This is a genomic window from Roseibacterium elongatum DSM 19469, assembly GCF_000590925.1.
GTDB lineage: Bacteria > Pseudomonadota > Alphaproteobacteria > Rhodobacterales > Rhodobacteraceae > Roseibacterium > Roseibacterium elongatum.
In genome coordinates this window covers 3,250,689-3,276,839 of the sequence record NZ_CP004372.1, presented here as the reverse complement: position 1 = coordinate 3,276,839, position 26,151 = coordinate 3,250,689, and the positions used below count along the sequence as shown (strand labels likewise).

Sequence of the window (26,151 nt, the reverse complement as noted above, 5' to 3'; positions counted from 1 at the left end):
CCGGCTCAGCCCATCCGCGCACACCAGTCGATGCGCCGTCCGCCCGCGTAGCGCACGGCCAGCCCCTCGGAAATCAGCGTTGCGCCGACATCCACGCCGTCCAGACGCAGGTGCACAAGACGGCGGTTGTAGCGGTCAACCCCGCCAAGACGGGCCTCGACCCGAACCGCCGATCGCACCAGCGCCCGCAGCCGCGCCGTGGCCTGATGGGCGCGTTGCGCTTCCTCGGCACAACGGGGCGCAAAGCTTTCGGGGGTGTCGTACCCGGTCAGACGGGCGCGAAACCGCCCTTCGTCCGGGCAGACCATGTCGACCGTGTCGCCATCGACCACATGGATGACGCGGCATCCCCCACCAACGGCAGAGGCGGGCGGCGCCCCCGGCGTGCAGGAGGACAGCGTCAGGGCGATGCCGGCAAGACCGGCAAAAAGAAAACGGGCAGGAGGGAGGCTCATGCCCGTTTCTTGACAATTCGTAAACGGCTGTCCAGCCGCCGCAACGCTTTAGCGTTAATGCCTCAGCCCAGGCTCATGCTGGCCGCGCTTTCCGGCAATTCCTCGTCAAAGCAGCGCTGGTAGAACTCGGCCACGGTCTGGCGTTCCAACTCGTCGCATTTGTTCAGGAAGGACACGCGGAAGGCATAGCCCACATCGCGGAAGATCTCGGCGTTCTGGGCCCATGTGATGACGGTGCGCGGGCTCATCACCGTCGACAACTCGCCGTTCATGAAGGCGGTCCGCGTCAGGTCGGCGACCGTGACCATCTGGTTCACGGTCTTGCGGCCCTTCTCGGTGTTGTAATGGGGGTTTTTCGCCAGAACGATCGCGCTTTCAGCGTCATGGGACAGATAGTTCAGGGTCGCCACGAGGCTCCAGCGGTCCATCTGCGCCTGGTTGATCTGCTGCGTGCCGTGATACAGGCCCGTCGTGTCGCCCAGACCCACCGTGTTGGCGGTCGCAAACAGGCGGAAATAGGGGTGCGGGGTGATGATCTCGTTCTGATCCAAGAGCGTCAGCTTGCCGTCATGTTCCAGAACGCGCTGGATCACGAACATCACGTCGGCGCGTCCGGCATCGTATTCGTCGAAGACGATGGCCACGGGATTGCGCAAGGCCCAGGGCAGGATGCCCTCGTGAAACTCGGTCACCTGTTTGCCGTCGCGCAGCTTGATCGCGTCCTTGCCGATCAGGTCGATCCGGCTGATGTGGCTGTCCAGGTTCACGCGCACGGCCGGCCAGTTCAGCCGCGCGGCGACCTGTTCGATATGGGTCGATTTGCCGGTGCCGTGATACCCCTGGATCATGACGCGGCGGTTGTGGGAAAAGCCCGCAAGGATCGCCAGCGTCGTGTCGGGATCGAATTTGTAGGTCGAGTCCAGTTCCGGCACGCGGTCGGTGGCGTCGGCAAACCCCTTCACCTTCATGTCGGTGTCGATGCCGAACACCTCGCGGACCGAGATTTCCTCGGTGGGTTTTGCATCCATGCTCAAGCTGCCATCGGCCATGTCGTCCTCGGGTGTTATCTGGAAAGGGGGCGAACCCGCTGGTGGTGCAACATATCGCTTGGCGCTGCAAGGGGAAGGGGCGGTTTCGTCCCGCTGTGCGGGTTTGCCGGAGAACGGGTCTGGCCAAGGGCGCGTGGCCGTGATCTTGTCGCGCCATGACCGCGCGCGCAGAACTGGAAACCCTGATTTCCCGGGTGGCCCTTGGGGACCGCGCGGCGTTTTCCGCCCTTTACGATGCCACCTCGGCGAAACTTTTCGGGGTGTGCCTGCGTGTCCTCAAGGTAAGGGCCGAGGCCGAAGACGTCCTGCAAGAGGTGTACGTTCTGATCTGGCGCAAGGCCGACCGCTACAAGGTCACGGGCCACAGCCCGATGACGTGGTTGATCACGCTGGCGCGCAATCGGGCGATCGACCGGCTGCGGGCCCGCAAACCGTCGACCGACCTCGACGATGCAGGGCCGCTGCCCGATGGCACGCCCGGTCCCGAGGCGCAGGCCGTCGCCGCCGGCGAGGCGCGCCGCGTCGTGGCCTGCATGGAAGAATTGAAGGCAGATCGCGCGCAGGCGGTGCGCGGCGCCTATCTGGATGGGATGAGTTACGCCGACCTGGCCGAACGTCACGCGGTGCCGCTGAACACGATGCGAACCTGGCTGCGGCGCAGCCTGCAACAGTTGAAGGAGTGCCTGTCCAGATGAGCGACCGGCCCGACAGCATGGGCGGGGGTCTTGGCCCCGATGACGACGCGCTCGCGGCCGAGTATGCGCTCGGCCTGCTTGCGCCCGCCGATGCGGGTCTGGTCGAGTTGCGCATGCTGGACGATCTGGCGATGCGCCGCGCGGTCGAGCGGTGGCAGGCCCAACTCGCCGGCATCGCCGAGGCCGAGGTCGCGCCGGTGCCGCCCCCGCGCCATCTCAAGACGTCGCTGGACCACAGGTTGTTCGGGGCCGACGGTGCGGGCCTCGCGGCCCCGATCTGGCAGCGCCTTGGCCTGTGGCGTGCGCTGACGGGTGTAGCGACGACCGTTGCGGCGGTTGCCGTGGGCTTTGCCGTTCTGCCGCTGATCCAGCCGCCCGATCCCGGCGCGGCCCCCGAGGCCCCGGCCGTGGGCATTCCGCCCGGCACCATCCTGATGACGCATCTGATCCCGGTCGAGGGGTCGGGCCTTGGCATTGCGCTGACCCGCGAACCTGACGGGACCTTGCGCGTCAACCGCGTGGCCGGTGCGCCGACGCCGGGCCGCGCGCAACAGCTCTGGCTGATAACCGAGGGGCAGGAGGCGCCGGTGTCCCTCGGCCTTCTGGCCGAGGCGCAGATCACGACCCTGACGCCCGAAGCCGAGATCGCGCAACTGTTCGAGGCCGGCGCCTCGGTTGCGGTTTCGGACGAACCCCTTGGCGGATCGCCCACGGGCCTTCCCACCGGCGCGATCCTTGCGCTTGGGGCGCTTGTGCCCCTCTAGGCGATCGAACCCTCGAAAAAAATGCAGCCAAGCCAGAAGGTTGCGATTTTTTCAAAGGTTTTCTCATCTGCGCTGAAACTCTCCCCGCACCCCTCTCGTAGCTTCTTGTATCTCCGGGCCGAGGAAACGCCCCGGTGACCGAAGCAACAGAGAGGAAGACCAAATGTTGACCCGCAAGACGCTTGTCGCCACTGCCGCCGCCGCCATTCTGGGTGGCACCGCACTGGCCCAGTCCGTGCCCATGGTGGGCGGCGCGCCGATGTATCCCAACATGAACATCGTCGAGAATGCCGTGAACTCGGCCGATCACACCACGCTGATCACAGCCGTGCAGACCGCCGGTCTGGTGGATACGCTGGCGGGCGACGGCCCCTTCACCGTGTTCGCGCCCACCAACGCGGCCTTTGCCGACCTGCCCGCAGGCTCGGTCGAGGCGCTGCTGGAACCCGGCAACCGCGACCGTCTGACCGAAATCCTGACCTGCCATGTCGTGGCGGCCGAGGCCTTTTCCAGCGCCATCGCGGGCATGATCGCCGATGATGGCGGCGCACATCCGATCGAGACGGTCGGGGGATGCACCTTTACGGCACGCATGCAGGGCGGCCAGATCATGATCCAGGACGAGCAGGGCCGAATGGCGACGGTCACCCAGGCCGATGTCGATCAGTCCAACGGCGTCATCCATGTCATCGACACGGTGCTGCTGCCCGACGCGTGATCGCGGCAGACGCCGCATGACCCCGATCCGGCGCGTCAGTTCGACGGGCCGGATGGCGGGCCGGGGTGCGGGGCAAAAGCCCCGCGCGACAGACTGTCCCCGACGTGAGGGTGTCGGGTCCCTTGGAGACTTGGGGCCCCTCCCGGCACCATTGCCCCGGTCCGCCACCCCTTTCCTTGCGGGGGCGTCCTTCCCACATGACAAGGTGAAAGGAGATCGCCATGATATCCCGACGCAACCTCTTCAGCACGGCGGCAGCAGCGATTGCCGTCAGCCCCTTTGCCGCCCGGCCTGCGCGTGCCGCCATCGCCGAAGGCCCGTTCGAGATCACGCGCACCGAGGCGGAATGGCGTGCCATGCTCGCGCCCGACGAATACGCCGTCCTGCGCGAGGCCGCGACCGAACGCGCCTATACCAGCCCCCTGAACGACGAGAGCCGCGCGGGCCTGTATCACTGTCGCGGCTGTGATCTGCCGCTCTATTCCTCCGAGACGAAATTCGACAGCGGCACCGGCTGGCCCAGTTTCTACGAGGCGCTGCCCGATGTGATCGGCACGATGGAGGATCGCTCCGTCCTGCTGATGGTGCGGACCGAATGCCATTGCGCGCGCTGCGGCAGCCATCTGGGCCATATCTTCGAAGATGGGCCCGAACCGACGGGCCTGCGCCACTGCATCAACGGGCTGGCACTGCGGTTTCGGCCATCGTGACGTTCTGCCATCCCGCAAAAGGAGAAAGGCCGGGCGATCCGCCCGGCCTTTTCATGTGTCCGCTAGACCGCGCTCAGTTCCAGCAACTCACGCGCACGGCGATGTCCGAGCCGAGCCGCGACAGCGTCTCGCGGTTCATCATGCCCGTCGTCGTGGCGATCTGCGGGGCGATCCCGGCCTGTTGCAGCACCGGCAAAAGCTGATCGGCCCGCAGCGCCAAAGTCACCTCGTCGGGCAGGGCGCGCCCCTCCAGCATGCCGGGCAGTACCATGCCCAGCACGGCGCCCGATCCATCGAGCACCGGCGCCCCCGCTTCGCTGTCTTCAGTGGCGATTTCGAGGCGCTGAACGTTCGTTTCGCCATTCACGCCCGACAGGGCCGACAGCGTGCCGAAACTGGTCGAGGCCGCCGACAGCGCGCCGCCGAAGGGAAAGCCCGCCACGGCAATCTCGCCGCGCAGGCGGCCCGGCGTTTCGGCCATGCGCGCGAAATCCAGCGGCGCAAGCGCGGTCCGCGGGCGCAGCACCGCCAACCCGAGCGCATCGTCGCGATAGACCACGTCCGCCGCATAGGCATTGTCGATCAGCACGCGGGCGCACTGGCCATTGGGGCCTGATACGGCCTCGGTCGTGGTCAGGACGGTGCCGCGGCTGTCGATGAAGAACCCGGTGCGCATCAGGTCGGGGCGCCGCACTTCCAGGCCCGAGACCAGGTCGATGTCTTCCTCGGCGCCCTCGGGCACGAAGGCCGGGTCGAGCGCGCCGCCGAAATAGCTGATCGTGTCGCGCAGGATCGGCAGGATCTGCTCCATGTCCTCGTCGCGCTCGGGGGCCCAGACGACGGTAAAGCCCTTGACGAATCCGCCGCCCACGACGCGGGCCTCGGTATGGCTGCGCAGGCTGTCGGACTGCCCGGTCAGCAGGAACCGGTCGCCCTGACGCTCGCGCTCGCCCTCCAGCGGTACGATCTCGAGCGTCTGCATGATCTCGTAGAGGCCGAACAGCGTGGCCCGGTCGCCCGGCTGGCTGATCAGCAGCACGCGCAGGCCACTGTCATTGATGCTGTCGTACTGCGCGAAGGGGAAATTATACTCGGAAAACGCGACCATTCCCAAGGGCAGGTCGATCTGGATGCCGGCCCTTTCATCGCGCACCGTGGTGATGCCGAGGCGGGCGAGTTCCTCTTCGCGTTCCGCGAGCAACTGCGCCCGCTGACGGGTCGTCAGGATGCCGGTCGCCTCGAACCCGCGCGACTGTTGCCACGCGGTCATCGCGCCGCGCGTGCCGGGGCCGAAGGCGCCGTCGATCCCACCGCGATAGAAGCCGAAATATTGAAGGGCGATCTGCAACTCGTCGCGCTCGGCGCGGGTCAGCTGCGCCTCGCTTTGACGGGCCTCGGCCGGTGTTTCCTCGGGCAGGGGGGCCGGGTCGGGCGTGATCTCTTCGGCGACGTCTTCGATCACCTCTTCGGCCACCTCCTCGGTCTGTTCCTGGGCCTCCGCGACGACGCCTTGGGTGGTTTCGACGGCGTCGCCGTCCAGCGTGTTCACGCCCACCGGAAAGAACTGTTGCGTGAAGGCCTGCCCATCCTGCAGGAAACTGTCGCCGGGGATCAGGCCCTGTGCGCGCAACTGGCCCAGCAGGGCGATGCCGTCACTGCGCGGATACGGCCCGAGGGCAATGGCATAGAACCGCGACCCGGCCCGGAACCCGTTCACGTCCTCGAGCAGTTGGGAATAGGCGCGCAGCCGTTGTTCGGTGGTGGCAAGATCGGTGTAACTCTCGATCTGGATCCAGACCCGCTGGTTGGGATCCTGCGCATTGGCCGGTACGGCGAGCGACAGGCCAAGGCCCAGCACCACGGTCAGGGCGAAAAGGCCCCGGAGTATCGTCTTCAACATTCTTCCAAAAACCCTGTCGTTGCGCGGTTTTATGTCTGGCGCGGTGTCAATCCACCCCGCGGCTGTGCAGACGTTAGCAGAGGGTCATGGCGGTGCGCCAGTCAAGAACCACCGCCTTGACACGGTTGTGTGGACGCGCAGCCAACATGACGGGCCGGGCATGATTGACCCCTTCGACGCGCTTGCATAGGAAGGCGCCGACACGCACAGCCCGCCTGGGACATATGCCATGACCGCCGCACTAGCCCCCACCGCAACGCCGGACGTCGCGCCGCGCAGCTTTCAAGAGATCATCCTGCGTCTTCAGGCGTATTGGGCGAGGCAGGGCTGCGCCATCATGCAACCCTACGACATGGAGGTCGGCGCCGGCACCTTTCACCCGGCGACGACGCTGCGCAGCCTTGGCTCCCGGCCTTGGGCGGCAGCCTATGTACAGCCCTCGCGCCGCCCGACCGATGGGCGTTATGGTGAGAACCCCAACCGGTTGCAGCACTATTACCAGTACCAAGTGCTGATCAAACCCAGCCCGCCGGACCTGCAGGCGCTGTATCTCGGCAGCCTCGAGGCGATCGGCATCGATCTGGCCGTTCACGACATCCGCTTTGTCGAGGACGACTGGGAAAGCCCGACGCTGGGGGCTTGGGGCCTGGGCTGGGAGGTGTGGTGCGACGGCATGGAGGTCAGCCAGTTCACCTATTTCCAGCAGGTCGGCGGCCATGACTGCCATCCGGTTTCGGGCGAGTTGACCTATGGTCTGGAACGTCTGGCCATGTATGTGCTGGGCATCGACCATGTTATGGACATGCCCTTCAACGACCCCGATGCGCCGATCCCGCTCAGCTACGGGGATGTGTTCCGCCAGACCGAGGAAGAGTATTCGCGCTTCAATTTCGACGTCGCCGAAACCGAGATCCTGTTTCGCCATTTCGAGGATGCCGAGGCCGAGTGCCAGCGCATCCTGGCCGAACCGCATGACGACCCCAAGACCGGCAAGCGCATCGTTCTGGCCCACCCGGCCTATGACCAGTGCATCAAGGCCAGCCACATCTTCAATTTGCTGGATGCGCGCGGCGTGATCTCGGTGACCGAGCGGCAGGCCTATATCGGGCGCGTCCGCAATCTGGCCAAACTCTGTGCCGATGCGTTCGTGGCGACCGAAGCGGGCGGGTTCAGCCCGTCGGACAGCGCCGCATGACGGCGGGCAAGTGGGTCGTGCTGGGGCTGTTGGCCGTGGCGGTCCTGGCCGGGGCGGGCCTCTGGTATGCCCAGACCCGCGCCTGGTACGCCCCCGTCGACCGCGCCGACATCACCTTCAGCGCACCGGACGGGACCGCGATGGCGCGCGATCTGCTGCGCTTCGAAGGGATCGACGCCAGCACCTCGCCGCTGCGCTACCGCGCCTGTTTCGAAATGCCCGGGGCCGAGGTCGCCCCGCTGATCGCCGCAGGCATGATCTACGAGGCGCCCGAACCGCTGATCGCCCCGGGCTGGTTCGACTGTTACGACGCCGAAACCATCGCGCGGGCCCTCGAAAACGATGAGGCGACGGCCATTCTGGGCGCGCGCAACATCGCGACCGGGGTGGACCGCGTGATCGCGCTCTTTCCCGATGGGCGTGGCTTTGCCTGGCACCAACTCAACGGCACGCTGGAATGACGCCGTCCGAACCCGGTTGCCCCCGCGCCGCCTTCGCGCGATAGACCGACCAACCCGACCCGAGCTTCAGGACCGATCCGATGCCCGACCTTCTGCTGGAACTGTTTTCCGAGGAAATCCCCGCGCGCATGCAGGCGCGCGCGGCCGAGGACCTCAAGCGCCTCGTCACCGACGGGCTGGTCGAGGCAGGGCTGACCTATGCCGGGGCCGGGGCGTTCTCGACCCCGCGCAGGCTGGTCCTCGCACTGGAAGGCCTGACGCCCGAGTCGCCCACCAAGCGCGAAGAACGGCGTGGACCGCGCACCGACGCGCCCGAAAAGGCTCTGGAGGGGTTCCTGCGCTCGACAGGGCTCGGCAAGGACCAGCTCGAGGCGCGCGAAGAGAAAAAGGGCAGCTTCTGGTTCGCCACCATCGAAACGCCCGGCCGCCCCGCCGCCGAGATCGTGGCCGAGGTCGTGACCCGGACCGTGCGCAATTTCCCCTGGCCCAAGTCGATGCGAGTGGGGGGCCGGGTCACTGCGGTGGGTGCGCCCGCTGCACTCGATCCTGTGCATCCTGAGCGACGAGCACGGGCCAAGCCCCGTTGTCTTCGATATCGACGGGATCGTGGCGGGCGACACGACCGAGGGGCACCGCTTCATGGCGCCGGGCCGTTTTGCCGTGTCGTCCTACGATGACTACGTCGCCAAGCTGGCGCGTGCGCATGTGATCCTGTCGCCCGAGGAACGGGCCGAGAAGATCTGGCACGACGCCACCACGATGGCCTTTGCGGAAGGGTTGGAGGTGGTCGAGGATCGCGCCCTTCTTGCCGAGGTCGCCGGGCTGGTCGAATGGCCGGTGGTGCTTTTGGGCGAGATCGGGGCGGATTTCCTCGACCTGCCGCCCGAGGTGCTGCAAACCTCGATGCGCGAACATCAGAAGTTCTTTTCGGTCAGAAACCCCAGGACGGGCCGGATCGAGAAATTCGTGACCGTGGCAAACCGCGAAACGGCCGAACACGGCGCGACCATCCTCGCAGGCAATCAGAAGGTCCTGGCCGCGCGGCTGTCGGATGCCAAGTTCTTTTGGGAAAACGACCTCCGCGTCGCGAAATCGGGCATGGCCGCGTGGATGGATGCGTTGGAAAACGTGACCTTCGAACGCCGTCTGGGCACTCAGGCCGACCGCATCCAGCGCATCGCGTCGCTGGCGCGTGAAATTGCGCCCGTGGTGGGGGCCGACCCCGAAGATGCCGCCACGGCCGCCAAGATCGCCAAGGCCGATCTCTCCTCGGAGATGGTCTATGAATTCCCCGAGTTGCAGGGCGTCATGGGCCGCTACTATGCCCAGGCCGCCGGCCATGCACCCGAGATCGCCGCCGTCGCCGAAGAGCATTACCAGCCCCTCGGCCCGTCGGACGACGTGCCATCGGCCCCGCTGTCGATCGCTGTCGCCCTGGCCGACAAGATTGACACCTTGACGGGCTTTTGGGCCATCGACGAGAAACCCACCGGCTCGAAGGACCCGTTTGCCCTGCGTCGCGCGGCGTTGGGGATCATCCGCATCGTGCTGACCGAAAACCGCCGCCTGTCGCTGGACCGGTTCATCGACAGCCAGTTGTTGCGCCACAAGATCGCCCTCGAACGCCCGGTCGTGGGCGACGAGGTGATCGATACGCTCGAGGAAATCCTCGACGAAATCGCGGATCGGGGTGTTTTCGGGGCTGCCTTCCGTGCCGTGACCGAGCGGCTGAAGGCCGCCGGCACGGGCCCGGACATGGACGAGGGCTCGCCCCTGCGCACGGTGGGCGACAGGGTGCCTGACCTTTCGACCGATCTGCTGGCGTTTTTCCACGACCGGCTGAAGGTGCATCTGCGCGCCGAGGGGCTGCGCCATGACGTGATCGACGCCAGCCTGTCGAAACCGCCCGCCGATGACCTGACGCTGGTGGTCGCCCGCGCCCGCGCGCTGCAAGAGGTGGTGACCACCGAAGAGGGCGAGAACCTTGTTCAGGGCTATCGCCGCGCGGCCAACATCCTGATCCAAGCCGAGGAGAAGGACGGGGTCGAGTACCGGTTCGGGGCCGATCCGAAATTCGCCGAAACCGACGAGGAAAAGGCCCTGTTCACCGCGCTGGATCAGGCACAGGCGGCCATCGCCCCGGCCCTCGCCGCCGAGGATTTCGCCGCCGCGATGGGCCATATGGCGGCGCTGCGTGGCCCCATCGACGCGTTTTTCGAGGCCGTGCAGGTCAATACCGAAAACGATATCGTGCGGCGCAACCGTCTGAACCTGCTGCACCAGATTGTCGAGATCTGCGGTCAGGTGGCCGATCTCGACAAGCTCGACGGCTAGGGGGGGCGGACGGGCCGCTTTGCCACAGGTCACATTGCCTGTCGGCCTGTCCACTGAACTGGACAGGTTACGCCATGCAGGTATGTTGTGCGGCACGCGCGAAAGGACGGGCCCGATGCTGACCACCCCCGACTTCACCGAGATCACGGCGACTGCCGATATCCGCAAGGATCGCCACGGCAATCGCGCGAAATGCCTGCAGCGGCTTGTGCGGCTGGATCTTCCGGTTCCGCCCACCGTGGCCTTGCCCTTCGACACGGTCCGGGGCATCGCGCAGGGCCGGATGCCCGATCTTGCGCAGCTACTGGGCCTGTTCGGCCCCGATACGCTGGTCTCGGTCCGCTCCTCCAGCGAGGCGGCCGATTGGGGCGGTCCGGGCACGATCCTCAACATCGGGATGAACGACGCGCAGGCCGAACGGCTGGCCGCGATCCACGGGTCGTCCGTTGCCGACGCGTTCTATGTCAACTTCATTCGCAGCTACGCCGTCGATGTGCTGCGGCTGGATGCCGATGTCTTCGAGGGGCCGATGACGCCGCGTCTGGCCAAGGCACAGTTCGAAGACGAAATGGAAGACGAGTTCCCGCAGGACCCGGCCGCGCAACTGGCCGAGGTGCTGAAATCCATGGCCCGCGCCTGGGAGGGGACGACCGCCCGACTGCTGCGGCAGGCCAAGGGCGCGCCCGCAGATGCGGGCCTGGGTCTTGTCGTGCAGCAGATGGCCCTCGGGCCGGGGCGCGGCCTGTCGGGGGCGGGCGTGGTGCAGTTCGTCTCGTCGGAAACCGGCGAACCCCAGGTGACCGGCCGCTACCTGCCGCAGGGACAAGGCCGCGCCGCCCTCTCGCAGGCCGAGGCGCAGTTTATCCTGCATGATGATCGCGGCCCGTCGCTTCAGGACGATGCGCCCGAGGCCGTCGCCGCCCTGCAAGAGGCGGGCGGTTTGCTGCGCGACCGCCTGCGTGACGAGATGCAGATCGAATTCACCCTGATGGACGGGCACTTGTCCCTGCTCGATGCGGTGCGCGTGCCGCGCTCGGCCAGGGCCGAGGTGGCCATCGCGGTCGCTCTTGCCGAGGACGGCGTCATTCCCAGCAACGAGGCGCTGACGCGGATCGCCCCCAATACGCTCAACCAGATGCTGCACCGTCAGGTCAGGGCCGACCCGGCACGCGATGTGCTGACGCGCGGGATCGCGGCGGCCCCCGGCGCCGCACAGGGGCGCATCTGTTTCACCGCGGCCGCGGCGCAGGCCGCCGCCTCGCAGGGCGAGCCCTGCATTCTGGTGCGGCGCGAAACCACGCCTGAGGATATTCGCGGCATGCATGCTGCCGACGCCATCCTGACCGAACGCGGCGGCATGACCAGTCATGCGGCGGTCATCGCCCGTGGCCTCGGCGTGCCCTGTGTATCGGGGGCCACGCAATTGCAGATCGACCTGCGCAAGAAGACGCTGACCGTACCCGGCCGCAAGGTGTTTCACGAGGGCGACATCATCACGGTCGACGGCTCTTCGGGCGAGGTTCTGGTCGGCGCGACCGAGATGATCGAGCCGGCCCTGGGCGGCGCCTTTGCCACCTTGATGCAATGGGCCGACGCGGCGCGCGACATCGGCATCCGCGCCAATGCCGACACGCCCGAGGATGCGGCGATGGCGCAACGCTTCGGTGTCGATGGCATCGGCCTGTGCCGGACCGAGCACATGTTCTTCGAGGCCGGGCGCCTGACTGTCATGCGCGAGATGATCTTTGCCGAGAACCCCGAGGATCGTGCCGCCGCGCTCGAACGGCTGCTGCCGATGCAGCGCGCCGATTTCAAGGAATTGTTCAAGCTGATGCAGGGCCAACCCGTCTGCATCCGCCTGTTCGATCCGCCCCTGCACGAATTTCTGCCCGCCGATCGCGAGGGGACGCGCGCATTGGCCGAGGCGCTGGATCTGCCGATCAGCCGCGTCGCGTCCCGCATCGAAAGCCTGCAGGAATTCAACCCCATGCTGGGGATGCGCGGCGTGCGGCTGGGTATCACGGTGCCCGAAATCTACGAAATGCAGGCCCGTGCGATTTTCGAGGCGACCATCGCCGCCTCGAAAAAGGGCGCGCCCGTCGTGCCCGAGATCATGATCCCCCTGGTGTCCGCCCGGCGCGAGGTGGAACTGGTCAAGGCGCGCATCGACGGGGTGGCCAGCGCGGTGCGCTCGGAAACCGGCAAGGAGTTCACCTATCGCCTTGGCGTCATGGTCGAAACGCCGCGCGCGGCGCTCCGCGCGGGCGAGATCGCCGAACACTCGGCCTTTCTGTCCTTTGGCACCAACGATCTGACGCAAATGGCCTATGGCCTGTCGCGCGACGATGCGGGGCGGTTCATGTCGGCTTATGTCCATCAGGGCGTGTTTTCCGAGGATCCGTTCACGCAGCTCGACACCGAAGGGGTGGGCGAGCTGTTGCTGCTGGGTGCCGAACGGGGGCGCGATGCGCGCCCTGATGTCACGATCTCGCTGTGCGGCGAACATGGCGGCCACCCCGAGTCGATCGGCTTCTGCCGTCGGGCCGGGTTCGACTATGTGTCCTGCTCGCCGTTCCGCGTTCCGGTCGCCAAATTGGCGGCGGCACAATTGTCCATTTTCGACAAGGATTTGCCACGCGACGTTGATAGCGATCCCGCCAGCGACCCTGATCGCTGACACCGCTCTGTCAAGTTTTTGCGACATCACATCACGGACTCACTAGATTCGGTGTCGATTTTGTGATGCGCGCGAAAAGGGGTAACCAAACGCGGTTGGGTCGAATCACGACGGTGGTGGGTCGGGTGCTCGTCGAAAGGGAAAAGATGTCGAAAAGAATGCGTCTGGCTGCGATCCTTGTCGGAAGTCTCGTGATGGCTGGCCCCGTGGCCGCCGATGCCCCCGCGCCAGACGTGACCTTGTCGACCTCGACCGCCCCGGGCGGCGGGATTTCCGCGCGACTGGGCGAATTGATGGGGGTCGAAACCGCCTCGCTGGCGAGTCTGTCGGAAACGCGCCTGCGCCGCCTTGGCGCGCCCTATACCGGCCAGCGCGGTGACGATGCGCGCATCATGTATGCGACCGAGCTTGACCAGCTGCGCCGACCGCGCGGCAACCGGCAGTGGCAATGCCTGACCGAGGCGCTGTATTTCGAGGCGCGCGGCGAGCCGATCGTCGGTCAGTACGCGGTGGCCGAGGTGATCCTGAACCGGGTCGACAGCGCCAACTATCCCGATACGATCTGCGGTGTCGTCAATCAGGGAACGGGGCGGCGCTTTGCCTGCCAGTTCACCTATACCTGCGACGGCGAGCCCGAGGATATCGCCGATGACCGCGCCTGGCATCGCGCGGGACACATCGCACGCATCATGATCGACGGGGCCCCGCGTGACCTGACGGGCGGCGCGACGCATTACCATGCCGATTGGGTCAACCCGGACTGGGCGCGTGTCTATCCGCGCACCGCCGAATACGGCATTCATATCTTCTATCGACAGCAATACTGATCCCCACGTCGCGTTTGTCCGCGATGTGCCGCGCCGCAGCATGGCGCGTCTGCCCGCTGCGTGCTAAACGCAGGGCGACACGCAAGACAACAGGGCAGGCGATCCGGTGAGCGACGAAACATCCATCGCGTTTCAACATCCGTCGGAACGGGCCAAGTCGATCGCCGGCGATGTGCCGCGCGACAGGATCTCGATGACCGAGCATCTGCGCGAGGTCGAGATCGGCGCGTTTCAGGCCGAGCGCGGTGTCACCCAGACCGTGCGTTTCGATGTCGTGGTCGAGGTGGCCACCCGCGCCGAAAGCGCGGCCGATGACGTGGACCGGATCCTGAGTTACGACACCATCGTCGAGTCCATCGACGCGGCCCTCGCGGCCGAGCGTGTGAACCTGCTGGAAACCCTGGCCGCCCGGATCGCCGATGGCATTCTGGCGCATCCCCTGGCGGCGCGCGTTTTCGTGCGGATCGGCAAGCTGGATCGCGGCCCCTACACCCTGGGGGTCGAGATCATGCGCGATGCACCCGAGGGGCGGCGCCCCTTGCGCCTGTTGGCCGATGCCGCGCCGCACCCCGTGGTGGTCTTTCTGTCCAACGCCGCCATCGCGCGCCCGGACCTTTCGGTGTTGCTCGATGACCTGCAAAGCGGGGGGGCGCCGGTGATCCTGTGCGTGGATTGCCCCGACCTGCCGCAACCCCGCGCGGCCCATGCCATGCCGCAGCGGCGTATTGACCTTCTGGCGATCGAACAGGGGGCCTGGGTGCTGGCCGCCCGAGATCGTCGATGCGTGGTGGTGGATAGCCGCACCGAACTGGACTGGGCGATGCGCCATGGTCAGATCAGCGTCTGGGCCCCGTCGAAACTGGTTCTGGATGCGGTCGATGGCCCCGGTCCCGGTGTCACGCATCCGGTCGCTTTGGCGATGTGGTTGGCCACGGCCTTTGACGCGCGCGAGGTGATCTCGCTTGGCGGGACGCTGCCCGCGGACACGCCGAGGCCGCCGATGCCCTTGCGCGAACTGGCGGCCGAGGCCCTGCCATCGGAAACGGCCCCGCCCCTTAGCGAAGCGTCCGGCGCAACACGGTGATGTCGGGCGTCGCGTCGTCCGATCCCCGCGGATCGGGGCGAAACCCGTTCTTCTTGAGAACCCAGGCCGCCGTGGCATGTTCCTGACCGACGGCGGCGAAGACATCGGTTTCACGCAAAACCTCGGCGGCGTAATCCAGCGCCTCGGTCACGAATTCGCTGGCCAGCCCCTGGCCGCGGACATCGGGCAGCAAATCCATGCGCAGTTCCAGCCCGCCCCGGGCGTACCCGATGCGAAAGCCCCCGATGCCGACATCATGCCCTGCATGCGACAGCGTCCAGGGCGCCACGCCGTGATTGCACCACTCGGTTCTGTCCGAGGCCAGCAGATCGGCCCCTTGGGGGCCGAACAGGGCAGCGTAGACCTGGGCGCTGCTGTCGCCGGGGGGGCGGCAGGCCAGGCGCAGGGTCTGAAACGGGACCGGGTCGGCGGGCATCGCGGCACTCCAGTGGTGACGGTCGAGCGCTTGACGTTAGGGAAAGCTTTTAGCACGTCCGTGCAACGGGACCAATGCGATTGTCTTGCATCGCATGCGGCGGCGGGCTAGGCCGCGCGCCATGTCCGACTATTACCGCCCGATCCCGCAGGTCGATCCGGCCCCGTTGCCCGGCTGTTATCCCTTGGCGGGCGGCTGGACCCGGTTTTCGCATGTCGAGCGTCTGACGCGGACCGCCCCGCCCGAGATCTTGCCCGCATCCCAGCTGCCCGAGACGGCGCTTGCCCCGCTCGTGGCACCGCGCGCGCCACTGGCGGGGCTGGCCTTCGACAGCCCCCGCCTGATGGGCATCCTGAACGTCACGCCTGACAGTTTTTCGGATGGCGGGCGGCATGGCGGGGTCGCCGCGGCCTGTGCCCATGCCGCGCGCATGCTGGGCAAGGGCGCCGATCTGATCGATATCGGCGGCGAAAGCACGCGCCCGGGCGCGCCGGAAACCCCCGAGGCCGACGAGATCGCGCGCGTCGTCCCGGTGATCGCCGCGCTGCGCGCGCAAGGGATCACCGCGCCGCTCAGCCTCGACACCCGGAAATCTGGGGTCGCCCGCGCGGGCCTTGATGCCGGCGCGGCGATCCTCAATGACGTGTCCGGGCTGCGCCACGACCCCGATCTGGCACAGGTGGCCGCCGAAACGGGTGCGCCGCTGATCCTGATGCATTCCATCGGAACGCCCGAGACGATGCAGGCCCTGGCGGCCGACGCCTATACCGACGTGTTGTTGGACGCGTTCGATGCACTGGCCGCGGCCATCGCCCGCGCCGTAGCGGCGGGCGTGCCCCGGGCGCGCATCATGGTCGATCCCGGTATCGGGTTCGGCAAGACCGAAGCACAGAACCTGGCCTTGTTGCGCCGGATCAGCCTGTTTCACGGCCTGGGCTGCGCCATCCTGCTGGGGGTGTCGCGCAAGGGCATGATCGGGCGCATTGGCGGTGTCAGCGACCCGGCCGCGCGCGGCCCCGGATCGGCGGGTGTCGGCCTATGGGCGATCTCTCAGGGAATACAGATGCTGCGCGTTCATGATATGGATACCCATGCACAGGCGCTGCGGCTTTGGCAGGCCGTGACGGCGGCGCAATGACCACGGCAGAAAACGACCCGGTCCAACCGGGTGGAGGGGCACAGGCATGACACGCAAATTGTTCGGAACCGATGGGGTGCGGGGCCGCGCCAACAGCTACCCGATGACGGCGGACATGGCCCTGCGCCTCGGCGCGGCGGCGGGGCGGTTCTTTCGCCGTGACGCCAGCCGCGAGCACCGCGTGGTGATCGGCAAGGACACGCGCCTGTCGGGCTACATGCTGGAAAACGCCCTGACGGCGGGCTTCACCTCGACCGGGATGAACGTGTTCTTGCTGGGCCCGGTGCCGACGCCGGCGGTGGGGCTGTTGACGCCGTCGATGCGGGCGGATGTGGGGGTGATGATCTCGGCCAGTCACAACCCGGCCGAGGATAACGGGATCAAGTTCTTCGGTCCCGACGGGTTCAAGCTGTCCGACGCCGCGGAGGCCGAGATCGAGGCCCTGGTCGCGGGCGAGGTTGAGCCCGCGCAGGCGCGCAATATCGGGCGGGCCAAACGCATCGACGACGGGCGTTTTCGCTATGTCGAACGGGTGAAGGGCACCTTTCCGGCTGGCCTGACCCTGGAGGGGCTGAAGGTGGTGATCGACTGCGCCCATGGCGCGGCCTATCGCGCCGCACCCGAGGTGCTTTGGGAGTTGGGGGCCGAGGTCATTCCCGTCGGCGTGGCGCCCGATGGGGTGAACATCAATGCCGGCGTCGGTTCGACCCACCCGCAGGCCGCCGCGGACAGGATCCGGGCCACCGGGGCCGATGTCGGGATCTGCCTCGATGGGGATGCTGATCGCGTGATCCTGCTCGACGAGACGGGCGCGGTGGCCGATGGAGACCAGATCATGGCGCTGCTGGCGGCGCGATGGGCCGATGAGGGGCGGCTGGCCGGGGGGCAACTGGCCGCCACGGTGATGTCGAACCTCGGGCTGGAACGGTTCCTGGCCGGGCGTGGCATCGGCCTTTACCGGACCGCCGTGGGCGACCGCTACGTGGTCGAGGCGATGCGGGCGCAGGGGCTGAACCTGGGCGGGGAACAGTCGGGTCACATCGTCATGACCGATTACGCGACGACCGGGGATGGCCTGATGGCGGGCCTGCAATTCCTGGCCGAGATGGTGCGCACCAAGCAGCCGGCCAGCGCCTTGGCCCGCAGCTTCGAGCCGGTCCCGCAAGTGTTGCGGAATGTGCGCTTCGGCGTGGGCAAGGCGCCGCTGGAGATGCCGCAGGTGCGCCAGGCCATCGCCGAGGGCGAGGCCCGCCTGGGCGCCGAGGGCCGTCTGCTGATCCGCAAATCGGGGACCGAGCCTCTGATCCGCGTCATGGCCGAGGCCGAGGACGAGGCGCTGATGGTCGCGGTGGTGGACGAGATCGTGGGCGCGGTGGAAGCCGCGCTCTGAGGCGGGGAACGGGCGCGCTCGGGCCCCGCTTCGGGGGCCGCTCGCTTGCCCGTCGGGGGCGCTGCCCCCGCGGCCTGCGGCCGTCCCCCCGGACGTTTTTCGCCAAGATGAAGGGGCGGGGTCAGGCCGGTACGACGGGGCGGCCCATCACGTAGGTCTGCGCGACGGCGCGATCGTCGCCCATCATGATCGTGGGAAAGACGGCTTGCCAGATATCCTCGGCCCGGGTGGTGGCCTGTGCGATGGCCGGGGTCGAGGCGAGGTCGAGCACCACCATGTCGGCCTCGTATCCGGGGGCCAACCGCCCGATCCGGTCGCCGAGCCTGAGCGCCTCGGCCGAGGCGCCGGTGGCCAGCCAGATCGATTCGGACGGGTGCAGCGCCATGCCCCGCAGTTGCGCGATCTCGTAGGCGGCGGCCATGGTGCGCAGCATGGAAAAGCTTGACCCGCCGCCGGTGTCCGTGGCCAGCCCGACGCGCATGCGGGCGCGCAGCCCCATGTCGAAGAGGCCCGAGCCGATGAAGGTGTTCGAGGTCGGACAATGCACGAGGGCCGCGCCGACCTCGGCCAGGCGGTCGATTTCGCGCGGGGTCAGGTGGATGGCGTGGCCATAGAGCCCGTTTTCTCGCAACAGGCCATGCGCCTCGTACGTGTCCAGATAATCGCGCGCCTCGGGGTAGAGGCTGTGCATCCACGCGATCTCGTCCGTCTGTTCGCTGAGATGGGTCTGCATCAGGCAGTCGGGATGCTCGGCCCAAAGCGCCCCGAGCGCGCCCAGCTGCGCCCGCGTCGAGGTGGGCGAGAAGCGCGGCGTGATGATGTAGGAGAGGCGGTCGACCCCGTGCCAGCGGCCGATCAGCGCCTTGCTGTCGTCATAGGCCGATTGCGCGGTGTCTCGCAGGCCCGCCGGCGCGGTGTCGCGGTCCATGCAGGTCTTGCCCGCCAGCATCCGCAGGCCGCGGGCCTGCGCCTCGGTGAAATAGGCGTTCACGCTTTCGGGGTGGATGGTGCAATAGCTGGCGACCGTGGTGGTGCCCTGCGCCAGCACGAGGTCGAAATAGCGCGCCGCAACCTCGGCTGCATAGCTCGGGTCGGCGAAACGCATCTCTTCGGGGAAGGTGTAGCTTGTCAGCCAGTCGATCAGGCGCTTGCCCCAGGATGCGATGATCGCCGTCTGCGGGTAATGGGCGTGCGCGTCGATGAAGCCCGGCAGGATCAGATGCGCGCCATGGTCCGTCACGGCCACATCGGGATGGGCCGCGCGCAGGGTGTCGGCCTCGTCCACCGCGGCGATCCGGCCTTCGGCGATCAGCACCGCGCCGTGGCGGCGGTGTCGGGTCGCCCCGGCCCCCAACTGCGCGGGATCGCCCAGGAATTCCAGAACCTGCCCAAGGATCAGGCGCTTGCCCGTCATTCGCGTTGTCTCGTCATGTTTCCCCCCTGACCCTGCATAGCGATCCGGCCCGCCCTATGTTAGGGCAAATCGCGCATCAGGGCGCGCAAGGCGGTTTGCGGGAGGCAGGCATGAGCGACATCGAGGATGACGTGCTGGACAGGTCGGCCGAGGACACGGCCGACGAGGCCCGCGACAGCTATGCGCTCGACGACACGCTTCTGGGCAAGCTGCGGGCGGCGGTCGCCGCGCGCGACCCGGCCGCCATCGACGCGCTGATCACGCCGCTGCACCCCGCCGACATCGCCGACCTTCTCGAACAGGTCTCGGACCCGGTGCGCGCGGCCTGGCTGAGGCTGTGGCCCTCCAGTATCGACGGCGACGTGTTGTCGGAGCTTTACGGCGACCTGCGCGAAGAGGTGATCGGCCTGCTGCCCGACTCGGTCCTGCAGGACGCGGTGCGCGATCTCGACTCGGACGATGTTGTGGATCTGGTCGAGGATCTCGAGGACGACCAGCAGGAGGCCATTCTGGATGTGCTGGCGCCCTCGGACCGGGTCGCCGTCGAACAGGCGCTGAGTTTTCCCGAGGAGTCCGCCGGGCGCCTGATGCAGCGCGAGGTCGTCGCCGCGCCCGAGCATTGGACCGTGGGCGAGGCCATCGATTACATGCGTGCCCACAAGCGCGAGTTGCCCGAACAGTTCTACCATCTTGTGCTGACGGACCCGCGGATGAAGCCGGTGGGCTATGTCACGCTGGGGCGGATCATGTCGACGGCGCGCAAGACGCCGCTGATCGAATTGCTCGAGGACAGTTTCCGGGTCATCCCCGCCACGCAGCACGAGGACGAGGTGGCCTATGCCTTCAACCAGTACCACCTGATCTCGGCCCCGGTGGTCGATGATGACGGACGGCTGGTGGGCGTGATCACCATCGACGACGCGATGAACGTGCTGGATGACGCGAATGAAGAGGACATCCTGCGCCTGGCCGGTGTGGACGAGGAAAGCAGCCTGAACGACCGCGTCATCGACACCACCAAGCGGCGCTTTCCGTGGCTCTTCGTGAACCTGATCACGGCGATCCTGGCCTCGCTGGTCATTTCGCAATTCGAGGCCGCGATCAGCCAGATCGTGGCCTTGGCCGTGTTGATGCCGATCGTCGCCTCGATGGGCGGGAATGCCGGCACCCAGAGCCTGACCGTGGCGGTGCGCGCGCTGGCCACCAAGGACTTGACGCGGTCGAACCTGTTGCGCGTGGTTCTGCGCGAGGCCGGGGTCGGCCTGATCAACGGGCTGGTCTTTGCAGTGGTGATGGGGGTGATCGGGGTGCTCTGGTTCGGCAGCCCGATGCTGGGCGTCGTCATTGCCGTCGCCATGGTGATCAACCTGCTGGTCGCGGGCCTTGCGGGAATTCTCGTGCCCGTGATCCTCGAACGCCTGAGGGTCGACCCGGCGCTGGCCTCGGGGGCTTTCGTGACCACGGTCACGGATGTGGTGGGCTTTTTCGCGTTTCTCGGGCTGGCGGTTGTGCTGCTGCTTTGACGGGCGGCCTGTGAAGGGGTCGCGTCACAGGACGCGAGGGGCCACCAGAGCGGGTCTATCGCGACGGGCGCGTCAGCCGGGCACTTCGAGCGTGATCGTCCGGCCGTTGCGGACATATTGCAGCGTGCTTTCGCCGATGGCCGCCACTGTGCCGCCATTCAGCCGGTCGCCGACGGCCACGCGCACAAACCGCCCCGAGGGCAGGCGAACCAGCGCGCGGCGGTTTGCATTCGTGCCGGTCACGCCGATCAGGTTCAGGTCGCGCAGGCGCAGCGCGTTGCGCTCGGTCGCGGCGCGGGCCACATCGGCATTCGACGGGATCTGCGGTTGCGGGGCAATCTGGCTGGGCGCGACGGCGGTGGGTTGCGCGGCCTGTGCGCGTTCGGCATTGGCCACCAGTTCGGCGATGTTTGCGGGGCGCGTGGGCGGCACACGTGACTGGGCGACCGCCAGAGCGCTGCCGCCGATCACGTCGGCCTCGGTCTCGGCCGCCACCTCGGTGGTCTCTTCGGCCTCGGCGGTGGCGGGGCCAGCCGCCGCGTCGGCGTCGCCGGCATCCGTGCCCGGAAAGAGCGAGGCCTGCGCCGCGGCCTCTTGCGCGGAAAGCGGCCGCTCGGGCGGCCGCAGATCGGACAACTCGTTCAGGGTAAGCCCGCCAAGGACCTGTCGCTCGCGGGTTTCGTCCAGATCCGTGGGGCGCGGCGGCGGCGTGAACGTGCCGAGGATCGCCTCTTCGACCGCGGTGTCGGGGGGTTCGACCTGCGGGGCCAGTTCGCGCGGGCGCGGCTGCGCCACGATCGCCGGTTGCCCCGAAATCACGAAGGCGCCGTCGGGGGTCACCACGCCCTCGGGCGTCGGGCGGACAAGGCCGCGCGCATCGGTTTCCAGCTCGGTTCCGAAGGGCGGGGGCGAGGGCATGCGCCGCAGCATCTCGCCCGGGTTCACGCCGGGGGCGGGCAGGGCGACCGCGTCGAAATCGCTGATCTCGGGGTCGATCGAGGCCACGTAAAGATCGTTCAGCCCGGCGATCTGCCCCGGATCGGGGCGGGCCGGCGTGCGCGGCCAGATGCCGTCCTCGGCATAGAAGCGTTCGGCTTCTTCCACGGACGGCAACAGATCCTCGGGCGTCGGCGGCAGGGGCGGCAGATCGAGGTCGGCATCGATGTCGGGCAACGCGGCCTCTGGGGTCGGCGCGGCCGCCGCGGTCTCGGCAGGCGTGGCTGCGGTCGGGGATTGCGTCGCGGGCAGGGCGGCCAGGTCGATTCCATCCGCCTCGGCCTCGTCCGTCACGTCGGGCTGGGGCGCGGCGGCGGTTTCGGGCCGTTGCACCGGCGTCGTTTCGGGCGTCGTTTCGGGTGTGACCTCGGGCGCTGTAACGGCGGGGGCTGTCGACGGATCCACGCGCCCGATGGCCGGCGGTGCGGTGATCGCGGCCGGCGGGGGCGGGGCGGTCAAGGGATCGTCGCTGACCGCGGCGCTTTGCTCGGTGCCGCCGGACAGCAACCGTGCCACCGGACTGTTGGGCAGGAACAGCGCCGACCACAGCGCGATCAACGCCAGCAGCACCAGCAGGACAACCGTCAGGATCAGCCCGGTGCGGAAGGACGGGCCCGCGGCGCCGTCCTCCGATTTGCGTGCCAGCAGCCCGCTGGAAAAGGCACCGTCCGCGTCGTCTCTGGGCGCGCTGGCCGGCGCTGGGTCGAGGGCGGTGCGCGCCACCTTTCTGTCGGACGTGTCGCTGCCCGTCCCGGCGGTGCCGGGGCCCTGGTCCGTGGCCAGCGCCGCGCCCAACGCGGAAAGACGCCCCTCGGACCCCTCTGGGGCGGGGGCCGTGTCACGCTTGCGCCGCCCGGGCAGGATGGAGGCGCGGCGCGGGCTGTCATCGCCGGCAGGTGTCGCGGCATCTGATTTCGTGCGGGACCTCGAGCCTTGCTTGGCCGAGTCGAGCAAGCCGGACAGGCGGCGCGGCTTGTCCGTATCACCACGGTCTGCGCTTGGCCGCGACGCGATCGTATCGCGCGCCGAGGTCAGCATGCCCGACAAGCGGCCCTTGGCGGCCGGCGGCGCGGTGAGGTCCGGTTTGCCGGTGGCGGCCGCGCGCGGCGTCGCGGATTTCGGCGAAGCCCGGCGGACCTGGCCGCGCGGTTCTGCATCGGGTTTTGGCGACCGCACCGGTTTTGCCTGCGCCTTGGGGGGCGCGGATTTGGGCGCGCTGTCGCCGCGCGATTTGCCCGGATCACCGGCTGCCGGGGCGCGGCTGATGTCGCGCAACCGTGCAAGCCGGCCCGAAAGCTCGCCGCGTGCGACCCGTTTCTGACCGGGCTTGTCCTCCGCGTCGGTCGCCGCGGTTTCGGATGACGGTGTGCCGGCGGCGAAACCGATGCGCGACTTGCGCTGTCCCACGAGGTCGCCGCTGACCTCGCTGCGCGGTGCTTTCGGGTCAATCGCGGCAGTCGCGTCGCGAGCGCGCCGAGCCGAGAAGGTGGGCGTGGCCGGGGCCGCCTCGGCGGTGGCGTCCGCCGCATCGGTGCCGGGGTCCGGCGATTTCGCCGTGTAGTCGTCCGTGGCTGCAGCGCCGGATGCGCCGCGACGGCGTGCCTTGAGCACGGCAGCCGATGGAACGGGCGGCAGGTCGTCATCGCCCGACCCGTCGAGATCGTCGACGAACGCGACCGGGGGTTTTGCGCCGGCCGGCGTTCCAGTGGCCGGTTCCGACGCCGCGGCGGGCGCCTCGGGCTGGGACGGCGCGCTCGGGGTGTCGGCTTCGGTATCGGGCAACGGGGCCACCGGGCCGTCCAGCATCGGGTCGCTGATCTGCTGTGGCGTGTCCTCGTCGGCGGGCGTCTCGGCCTCGGGCTCGGCGGGGTCGGCCGGCGCAGCCGGGGTGTCTTCAGGCCCGGTGGGCGCGGGGCTATCCTGCGCCTGCTCCGGGCCAGCGGCCTCGGGCGTCGGTGCGCTTTGGGCCGTCTCCTCCGCCGCTTGGGTGGGCTCGCTCGGCGGGGCGGGATCCGCACTGCCCTCAACCGTGTCGGGCGCGTCGTCTGTTGCCTCCGGCGCCTCGTCTGCGGCGTCCATCTCGGGCTGCGTTACGCCTTCGGTCGCGGCGGGCTCTGCAGGCGTGACCGTTTCGCTCCAGGCATCGGCGCCAAAGGCCAACCCTTCATCCGGAAAACTCAGCCCATGCGCGGGCCCCGACAGGTCGAACAGCGGCACACCGGGGAACTTTTCCAACGGTGGCATGGCGGCAAAGCCGACACCGTGGAACCCGTGCCCTTCGGCAAAGGCGCGCGCCTCGTCCAGCGTTTCGCGGGCCACGACGGCCAGCTTGACGCGATCTTCCTCGATCTCGCGCCAGTCATAGACCAGCTCCGCCACGGTATAGGGCGTCAGCCCCTCAAGGCCCTCTTCGATCCGGTACTCGGTCAGGTCGGGGTCGTCGGTCGGGGCGGTGAGCGAGGTATAGAGGATCTGATCGTCCGGCAGGACCAGCAGCGTCGCAAACCCCTTGCCCTCGCGGGCCTCGCCCTTGGCGCGCAGGTTGGCCATCGCCGTATCGAGATCGGGCGCGTCGAACCCGACATCGCCCAGAAAAGCCCAGTGACCTGCCTGCTGGCGATGCGCGAGCGCGATGCCATCGGGTGACAGGAAGAGCGCGAAATGAACCGTCAAGACAGACCTCTGTCGGCAGCAACGGGCGCAGATACCCGTCCAATCGCCCCCTCATATAGGAGTCGCCCCCCTGGGGAAACAGGGGGACGCCCTGTCGGGGCGCCATGAGCGGAAATCAGACTACCGGGATTCCCTTTTTGAAAAAAGGGTTTGTTGCCAGCCCGTTGTCTTGCCCTGCACAGCCTGTGGATAAGTCCGGATTCTGTGGATAACCCGGGCCGTGCGCGGCGGCCCGGGACTCGGGCGGCCTAGGCCGTCGCCTTGGCCAGCGCCTGGTCCAGATCGGCGATCAGGTCCTCGGCATTCTCGATCCCGATCGAGAGACGCACCACATTCGGCGCGGCACCCGCGGCCTCTTGCTGTTCGGGGGTCAACTGGCGGTGCGTGGTCGAGGCCGAGTGGATGATCAGCGACCGCGTATCGCCCAGGTTGGCGACATGGCTGAAGATCTCCAACGCATCCACCAGTTTCACGCAGGCGTCATAGCCGCCCTTGACGGCAAAGGTGAACAGCGCCCCCGCGCCCTTTGGACAAACCTGCGCCACGCGGTGATGGTAGGGGCTGCTCTCTAGGCCCGCATAGGTGACGTAGTCGACACGCGGGTCCGCCTCGAGCCACTTGGCGATCTTCACGGCGTTCTCGACATGGCGCTCCATCCGCAGCGACAGCGTCTCGATCCCCATCAGCGTGTAATGCGCCGCCTGCGGGTTCATGGTCATCCCGAGATCGCGCAACCCCACGGCGATGCCGTGAAAGGTGAAGGCCAGCGGGCCGAACGTCTCGTGGAATTTCAGCCCGTGATAGGCGGGCTCGGGCTGGCTGAGGCTGGAGAACTTGTCGCTGGCCGACCAGTCGAACTTGCCCGAGTCGACGATGCAGCCGCCGGTGACTGTGCCATTGCCGGTCAGGTATTTCGTCGTCGAATGCACGACCAGCGTCGCGCCATGCTCGATCGGGCGGCACAGGTACGGCGTGGCGCTGGTATTGTCGACGATCAGGGGCAGGCCCGCCGCATCCGCGATATCGGCGATGGCGCGCAGATCGGTGATGTAGCCGCCGGGGTTGGCGATGGCCTCGCCAAAGACGGCGCGGGTGTCGTCGTCGATGGCGTCGCGCACCGCGTCCAGATCATCGAAATCGACGAATTTCGCCGACCAGCCAAAGCGCTTGATGGTCTGGCTGAACTGCGTGACCGTGCCGCCATAGAGCCGCGTCGAGGCGACGACATTCTTGCCCGGACCCATCAGCGGGAACAGCGCCATGATCTGCGCCGCATGCCCCGAGGAACAGCAGACCGCGCCCACGCCACCCTCGAGCGTGGCGATCCGTTCCTGCAAAACGGCCACGGTCGGGTTCGTCAGGCGCGAGTAGATGAACCCGACTTCCTGCAGGTTGAACAGCGCCGCGGCATGCTCGGCATCGCGGAACACATAGGCCGTGGTCTGGTAGATCGGCGTCTGCCGCGCCCCCGTCGCCGGGTCGGGGCGGGCGCCCGCGTGGATCTGAAGCGTGTCGAAACCGTAGCTGGGTGCGTCACTCATGGGGTCGTGTCTCCCTCCCGAAAACTGATCGCGACAGCAGTAGGCCAAGCGTGGCGGCACCACAACGGCCCGTAGTCCGTAAAGGACGCGCGTCATGCCCGGCCCCATGCGACGGGACGGGCGTTTTGCGCCCCGTCGCCCGCAAGGATATCGGGACCGATGGCGATGCGC

20 protein-coding genes and 1 pseudogene are annotated in these 26,151 nt (G+C 67.8%); 14 read left to right on the top strand and 7 right to left on the bottom strand.

Annotation, left to right across the window (positions count from 1 at the left end; translation table 11 throughout):
• Positions 1 to 5 precede the first annotated feature (5 nt).
• Together ROSELON_RS15925 and cobS are read right to left on the bottom strand one after the other, a co-directional pair.
• The gene (locus ROSELON_RS15925) at positions 6 to 455 is read right to left on the bottom strand and encodes a thermonuclease family protein (RefSeq protein WP_025313300.1); all 450 of its coding nucleotides are present in this window, start codon (positions 453 to 455) and stop codon (positions 6 to 8) included.
• 62 nt (positions 456 to 517) lie between these two features.
• Positions 518 to 1,504: a cobaltochelatase subunit CobS gene (gene cobS / locus ROSELON_RS15920; protein WP_025313299.1), complete on the bottom strand. Its 987-nt coding sequence runs from the start codon at positions 1,502 to 1,504 to the stop codon at positions 518 to 520.
• A gap of 155 nt (positions 1,505 to 1,659) precedes the next feature.
• On the opposite strand from cobS, the gene ROSELON_RS15915 reads away from it, so the two are divergent.
• The 4 genes from ROSELON_RS15915 (at position 1,660) to msrB (ending at position 4,391) form a co-directional block, all read left to right on the top strand.
• A complete protein-coding gene (locus tag ROSELON_RS15915) occupies positions 1,660 to 2,199 on the top strand; it encodes a sigma-70 family RNA polymerase sigma factor (RefSeq protein ID WP_025313298.1) in 540 nt (179 codons plus the stop codon).
• Positions 2,196 to 2,963, top strand: coding sequence for an anti-sigma factor (locus ROSELON_RS15910; RefSeq protein ID WP_025313297.1), 768 nt, complete (start codon positions 2,196 to 2,198; stop codon positions 2,961 to 2,963). Before ROSELON_RS15915 ends, ROSELON_RS15910 begins: the two co-directional genes overlap by 4 nt.
• Before the next feature lie 163 nt (positions 2,964 to 3,126).
• Positions 3,127 to 3,681 carry a fasciclin domain-containing protein gene (locus ROSELON_RS15905; RefSeq protein WP_038650512.1) on the top strand — a complete coding sequence of 185 codons (555 nt, stop codon included), beginning with the start codon at positions 3,127 to 3,129 and terminating at the stop codon, positions 3,679 to 3,681.
• 224 nt (positions 3,682 to 3,905) lie between these two features.
• Complete coding sequence (msrB, locus tag ROSELON_RS15900; RefSeq protein WP_025313295.1) at positions 3,906 to 4,391, top strand: peptide-methionine (R)-S-oxide reductase MsrB; 486 nt, start codon at positions 3,906 to 3,908, stop codon at positions 4,389 to 4,391.
• Positions 4,392 to 4,464: 73 nt separating this feature from the next.
• Here msrB and ROSELON_RS15895 read toward each other — a convergent pair whose 3' ends face one another.
• Entirely contained in the window at positions 4,465 to 6,291 is a 1,827-nt protein-coding gene (locus ROSELON_RS15895) for a serine protease (protein WP_025313294.1), read from the bottom strand.
• Positions 6,292 to 6,520: 229 nt separating this feature from the next.
• On the opposite strand from ROSELON_RS15895, the gene ROSELON_RS15890 reads away from it, so the two are divergent.
• From ROSELON_RS15890 to ROSELON_RS15865, 7 genes and pseudogenes are all read left to right on the top strand, one after another.
• Entirely contained in the window at positions 6,521 to 7,486 is a 966-nt protein-coding gene (locus ROSELON_RS15890; RefSeq protein ID WP_025313293.1) for a glycine--tRNA ligase subunit alpha, read from the top strand.
• Complete coding sequence (locus tag ROSELON_RS15885; protein ID WP_025313292.1) at positions 7,483 to 7,947, top strand: DUF6446 family protein; 465 nt, start codon at positions 7,483 to 7,485, stop codon at positions 7,945 to 7,947. Before ROSELON_RS15890 ends, ROSELON_RS15885 begins: the two co-directional genes overlap by 4 nt.
• Before the next feature lie 80 nt (positions 7,948 to 8,027).
• Positions 8,028 to 8,393: pseudogene (locus ROSELON_RS19260) on the top strand (glycine--tRNA ligase subunit beta); the annotation flags it as partial.
• Positions 8,394 to 8,472: 79 nt separating this feature from the next.
• Positions 8,473 to 10,281 carry a glycine--tRNA ligase subunit beta gene (gene glyS / locus ROSELON_RS18865; RefSeq protein WP_407059666.1) on the top strand — a complete coding sequence of 603 codons (1,809 nt, stop codon included), beginning with the start codon at positions 8,473 to 8,475 and terminating at the stop codon, positions 10,279 to 10,281.
• Positions 10,282 to 10,396: 115 nt separating this feature from the next.
• Positions 10,397 to 12,958, top strand: a complete 2,562-nt coding sequence (locus ROSELON_RS15875; protein WP_025313291.1) for a putative PEP-binding protein — start codon at positions 10,397 to 10,399, stop codon at positions 12,956 to 12,958.
• 194 nt (positions 12,959 to 13,152) lie between these two features.
• Positions 13,153 to 13,785: a cell wall hydrolase gene (locus ROSELON_RS15870; protein ID WP_084613886.1), complete on the top strand. Its 633-nt coding sequence runs from the start codon at positions 13,153 to 13,155 to the stop codon at positions 13,783 to 13,785.
• A gap of 106 nt (positions 13,786 to 13,891) precedes the next feature.
• Complete coding sequence (locus tag ROSELON_RS15865; protein WP_025313289.1) at positions 13,892 to 14,869, top strand: dihydroneopterin aldolase; 978 nt, start codon at positions 13,892 to 13,894, stop codon at positions 14,867 to 14,869.
• On the opposite strand, the gene ROSELON_RS15860 is transcribed toward ROSELON_RS15865, so the two are convergent.
• Positions 14,841 to 15,305: a GNAT family N-acetyltransferase gene (locus ROSELON_RS15860; RefSeq protein ID WP_025313288.1), complete on the bottom strand. Its 465-nt coding sequence runs from the start codon at positions 15,303 to 15,305 to the stop codon at positions 14,841 to 14,843. The two genes, ROSELON_RS15865 and ROSELON_RS15860, sit on opposite strands and share 29 nt — an antisense overlap.
• Positions 15,306 to 15,426: 121 nt before the next feature.
• Here ROSELON_RS15860 and folP point away from each other — a divergent pair, with 121 nt between their 5' ends.
• Entirely contained in the window at positions 15,427 to 16,443 is a 1,017-nt protein-coding gene (gene folP, locus ROSELON_RS15855; protein WP_025313287.1) for a dihydropteroate synthase, read from the top strand.
• A gap of 46 nt (positions 16,444 to 16,489) precedes the next feature.
• Positions 16,490 to 17,833 carry a phosphoglucosamine mutase gene (gene glmM / locus ROSELON_RS15850; protein ID WP_025313286.1) on the top strand — a complete coding sequence of 448 codons (1,344 nt, stop codon included), beginning with the start codon at positions 16,490 to 16,492 and terminating at the stop codon, positions 17,831 to 17,833.
• Between the two features lie 121 nt (positions 17,834 to 17,954).
• Here the strand turns inward: glmM and guaD are convergent, their stop codons facing one another.
• Positions 17,955 to 19,247, bottom strand: coding sequence for a guanine deaminase (guaD, locus tag ROSELON_RS15845; protein ID WP_025313285.1), 1,293 nt, complete (start codon positions 19,245 to 19,247; stop codon positions 17,955 to 17,957).
• Positions 19,248 to 19,357: 110 nt separating this feature from the next.
• On the opposite strand from guaD, the gene mgtE reads away from it, so the two are divergent.
• Entirely contained in the window at positions 19,358 to 20,770 is a 1,413-nt protein-coding gene (gene mgtE / locus ROSELON_RS15840; protein WP_025313284.1) for a magnesium transporter, read from the top strand.
• A 72-nt stretch (positions 20,771 to 20,842) separates the two neighbouring features.
• On the opposite strand, the gene ROSELON_RS17625 is transcribed toward mgtE, so the two are convergent.
• Both ROSELON_RS17625 and ROSELON_RS15830 read right to left on the bottom strand, forming a co-directional pair.
• A complete protein-coding gene (locus ROSELON_RS17625; protein WP_025313283.1) occupies positions 20,843 to 24,439 on the bottom strand; it encodes a hypothetical protein in 3,597 nt (1,198 codons plus the stop codon).
• 248 nt (positions 24,440 to 24,687) lie between these two features.
• On the bottom strand, positions 24,688 to 25,980 hold the full coding sequence (locus ROSELON_RS15830; protein ID WP_025313282.1) for an O-acetylhomoserine aminocarboxypropyltransferase/cysteine synthase family protein: 1,293 nt from the start codon (positions 25,978 to 25,980) through the stop codon (positions 24,688 to 24,690).
• Positions 25,981 to 26,151 lie beyond the last annotated feature (171 nt).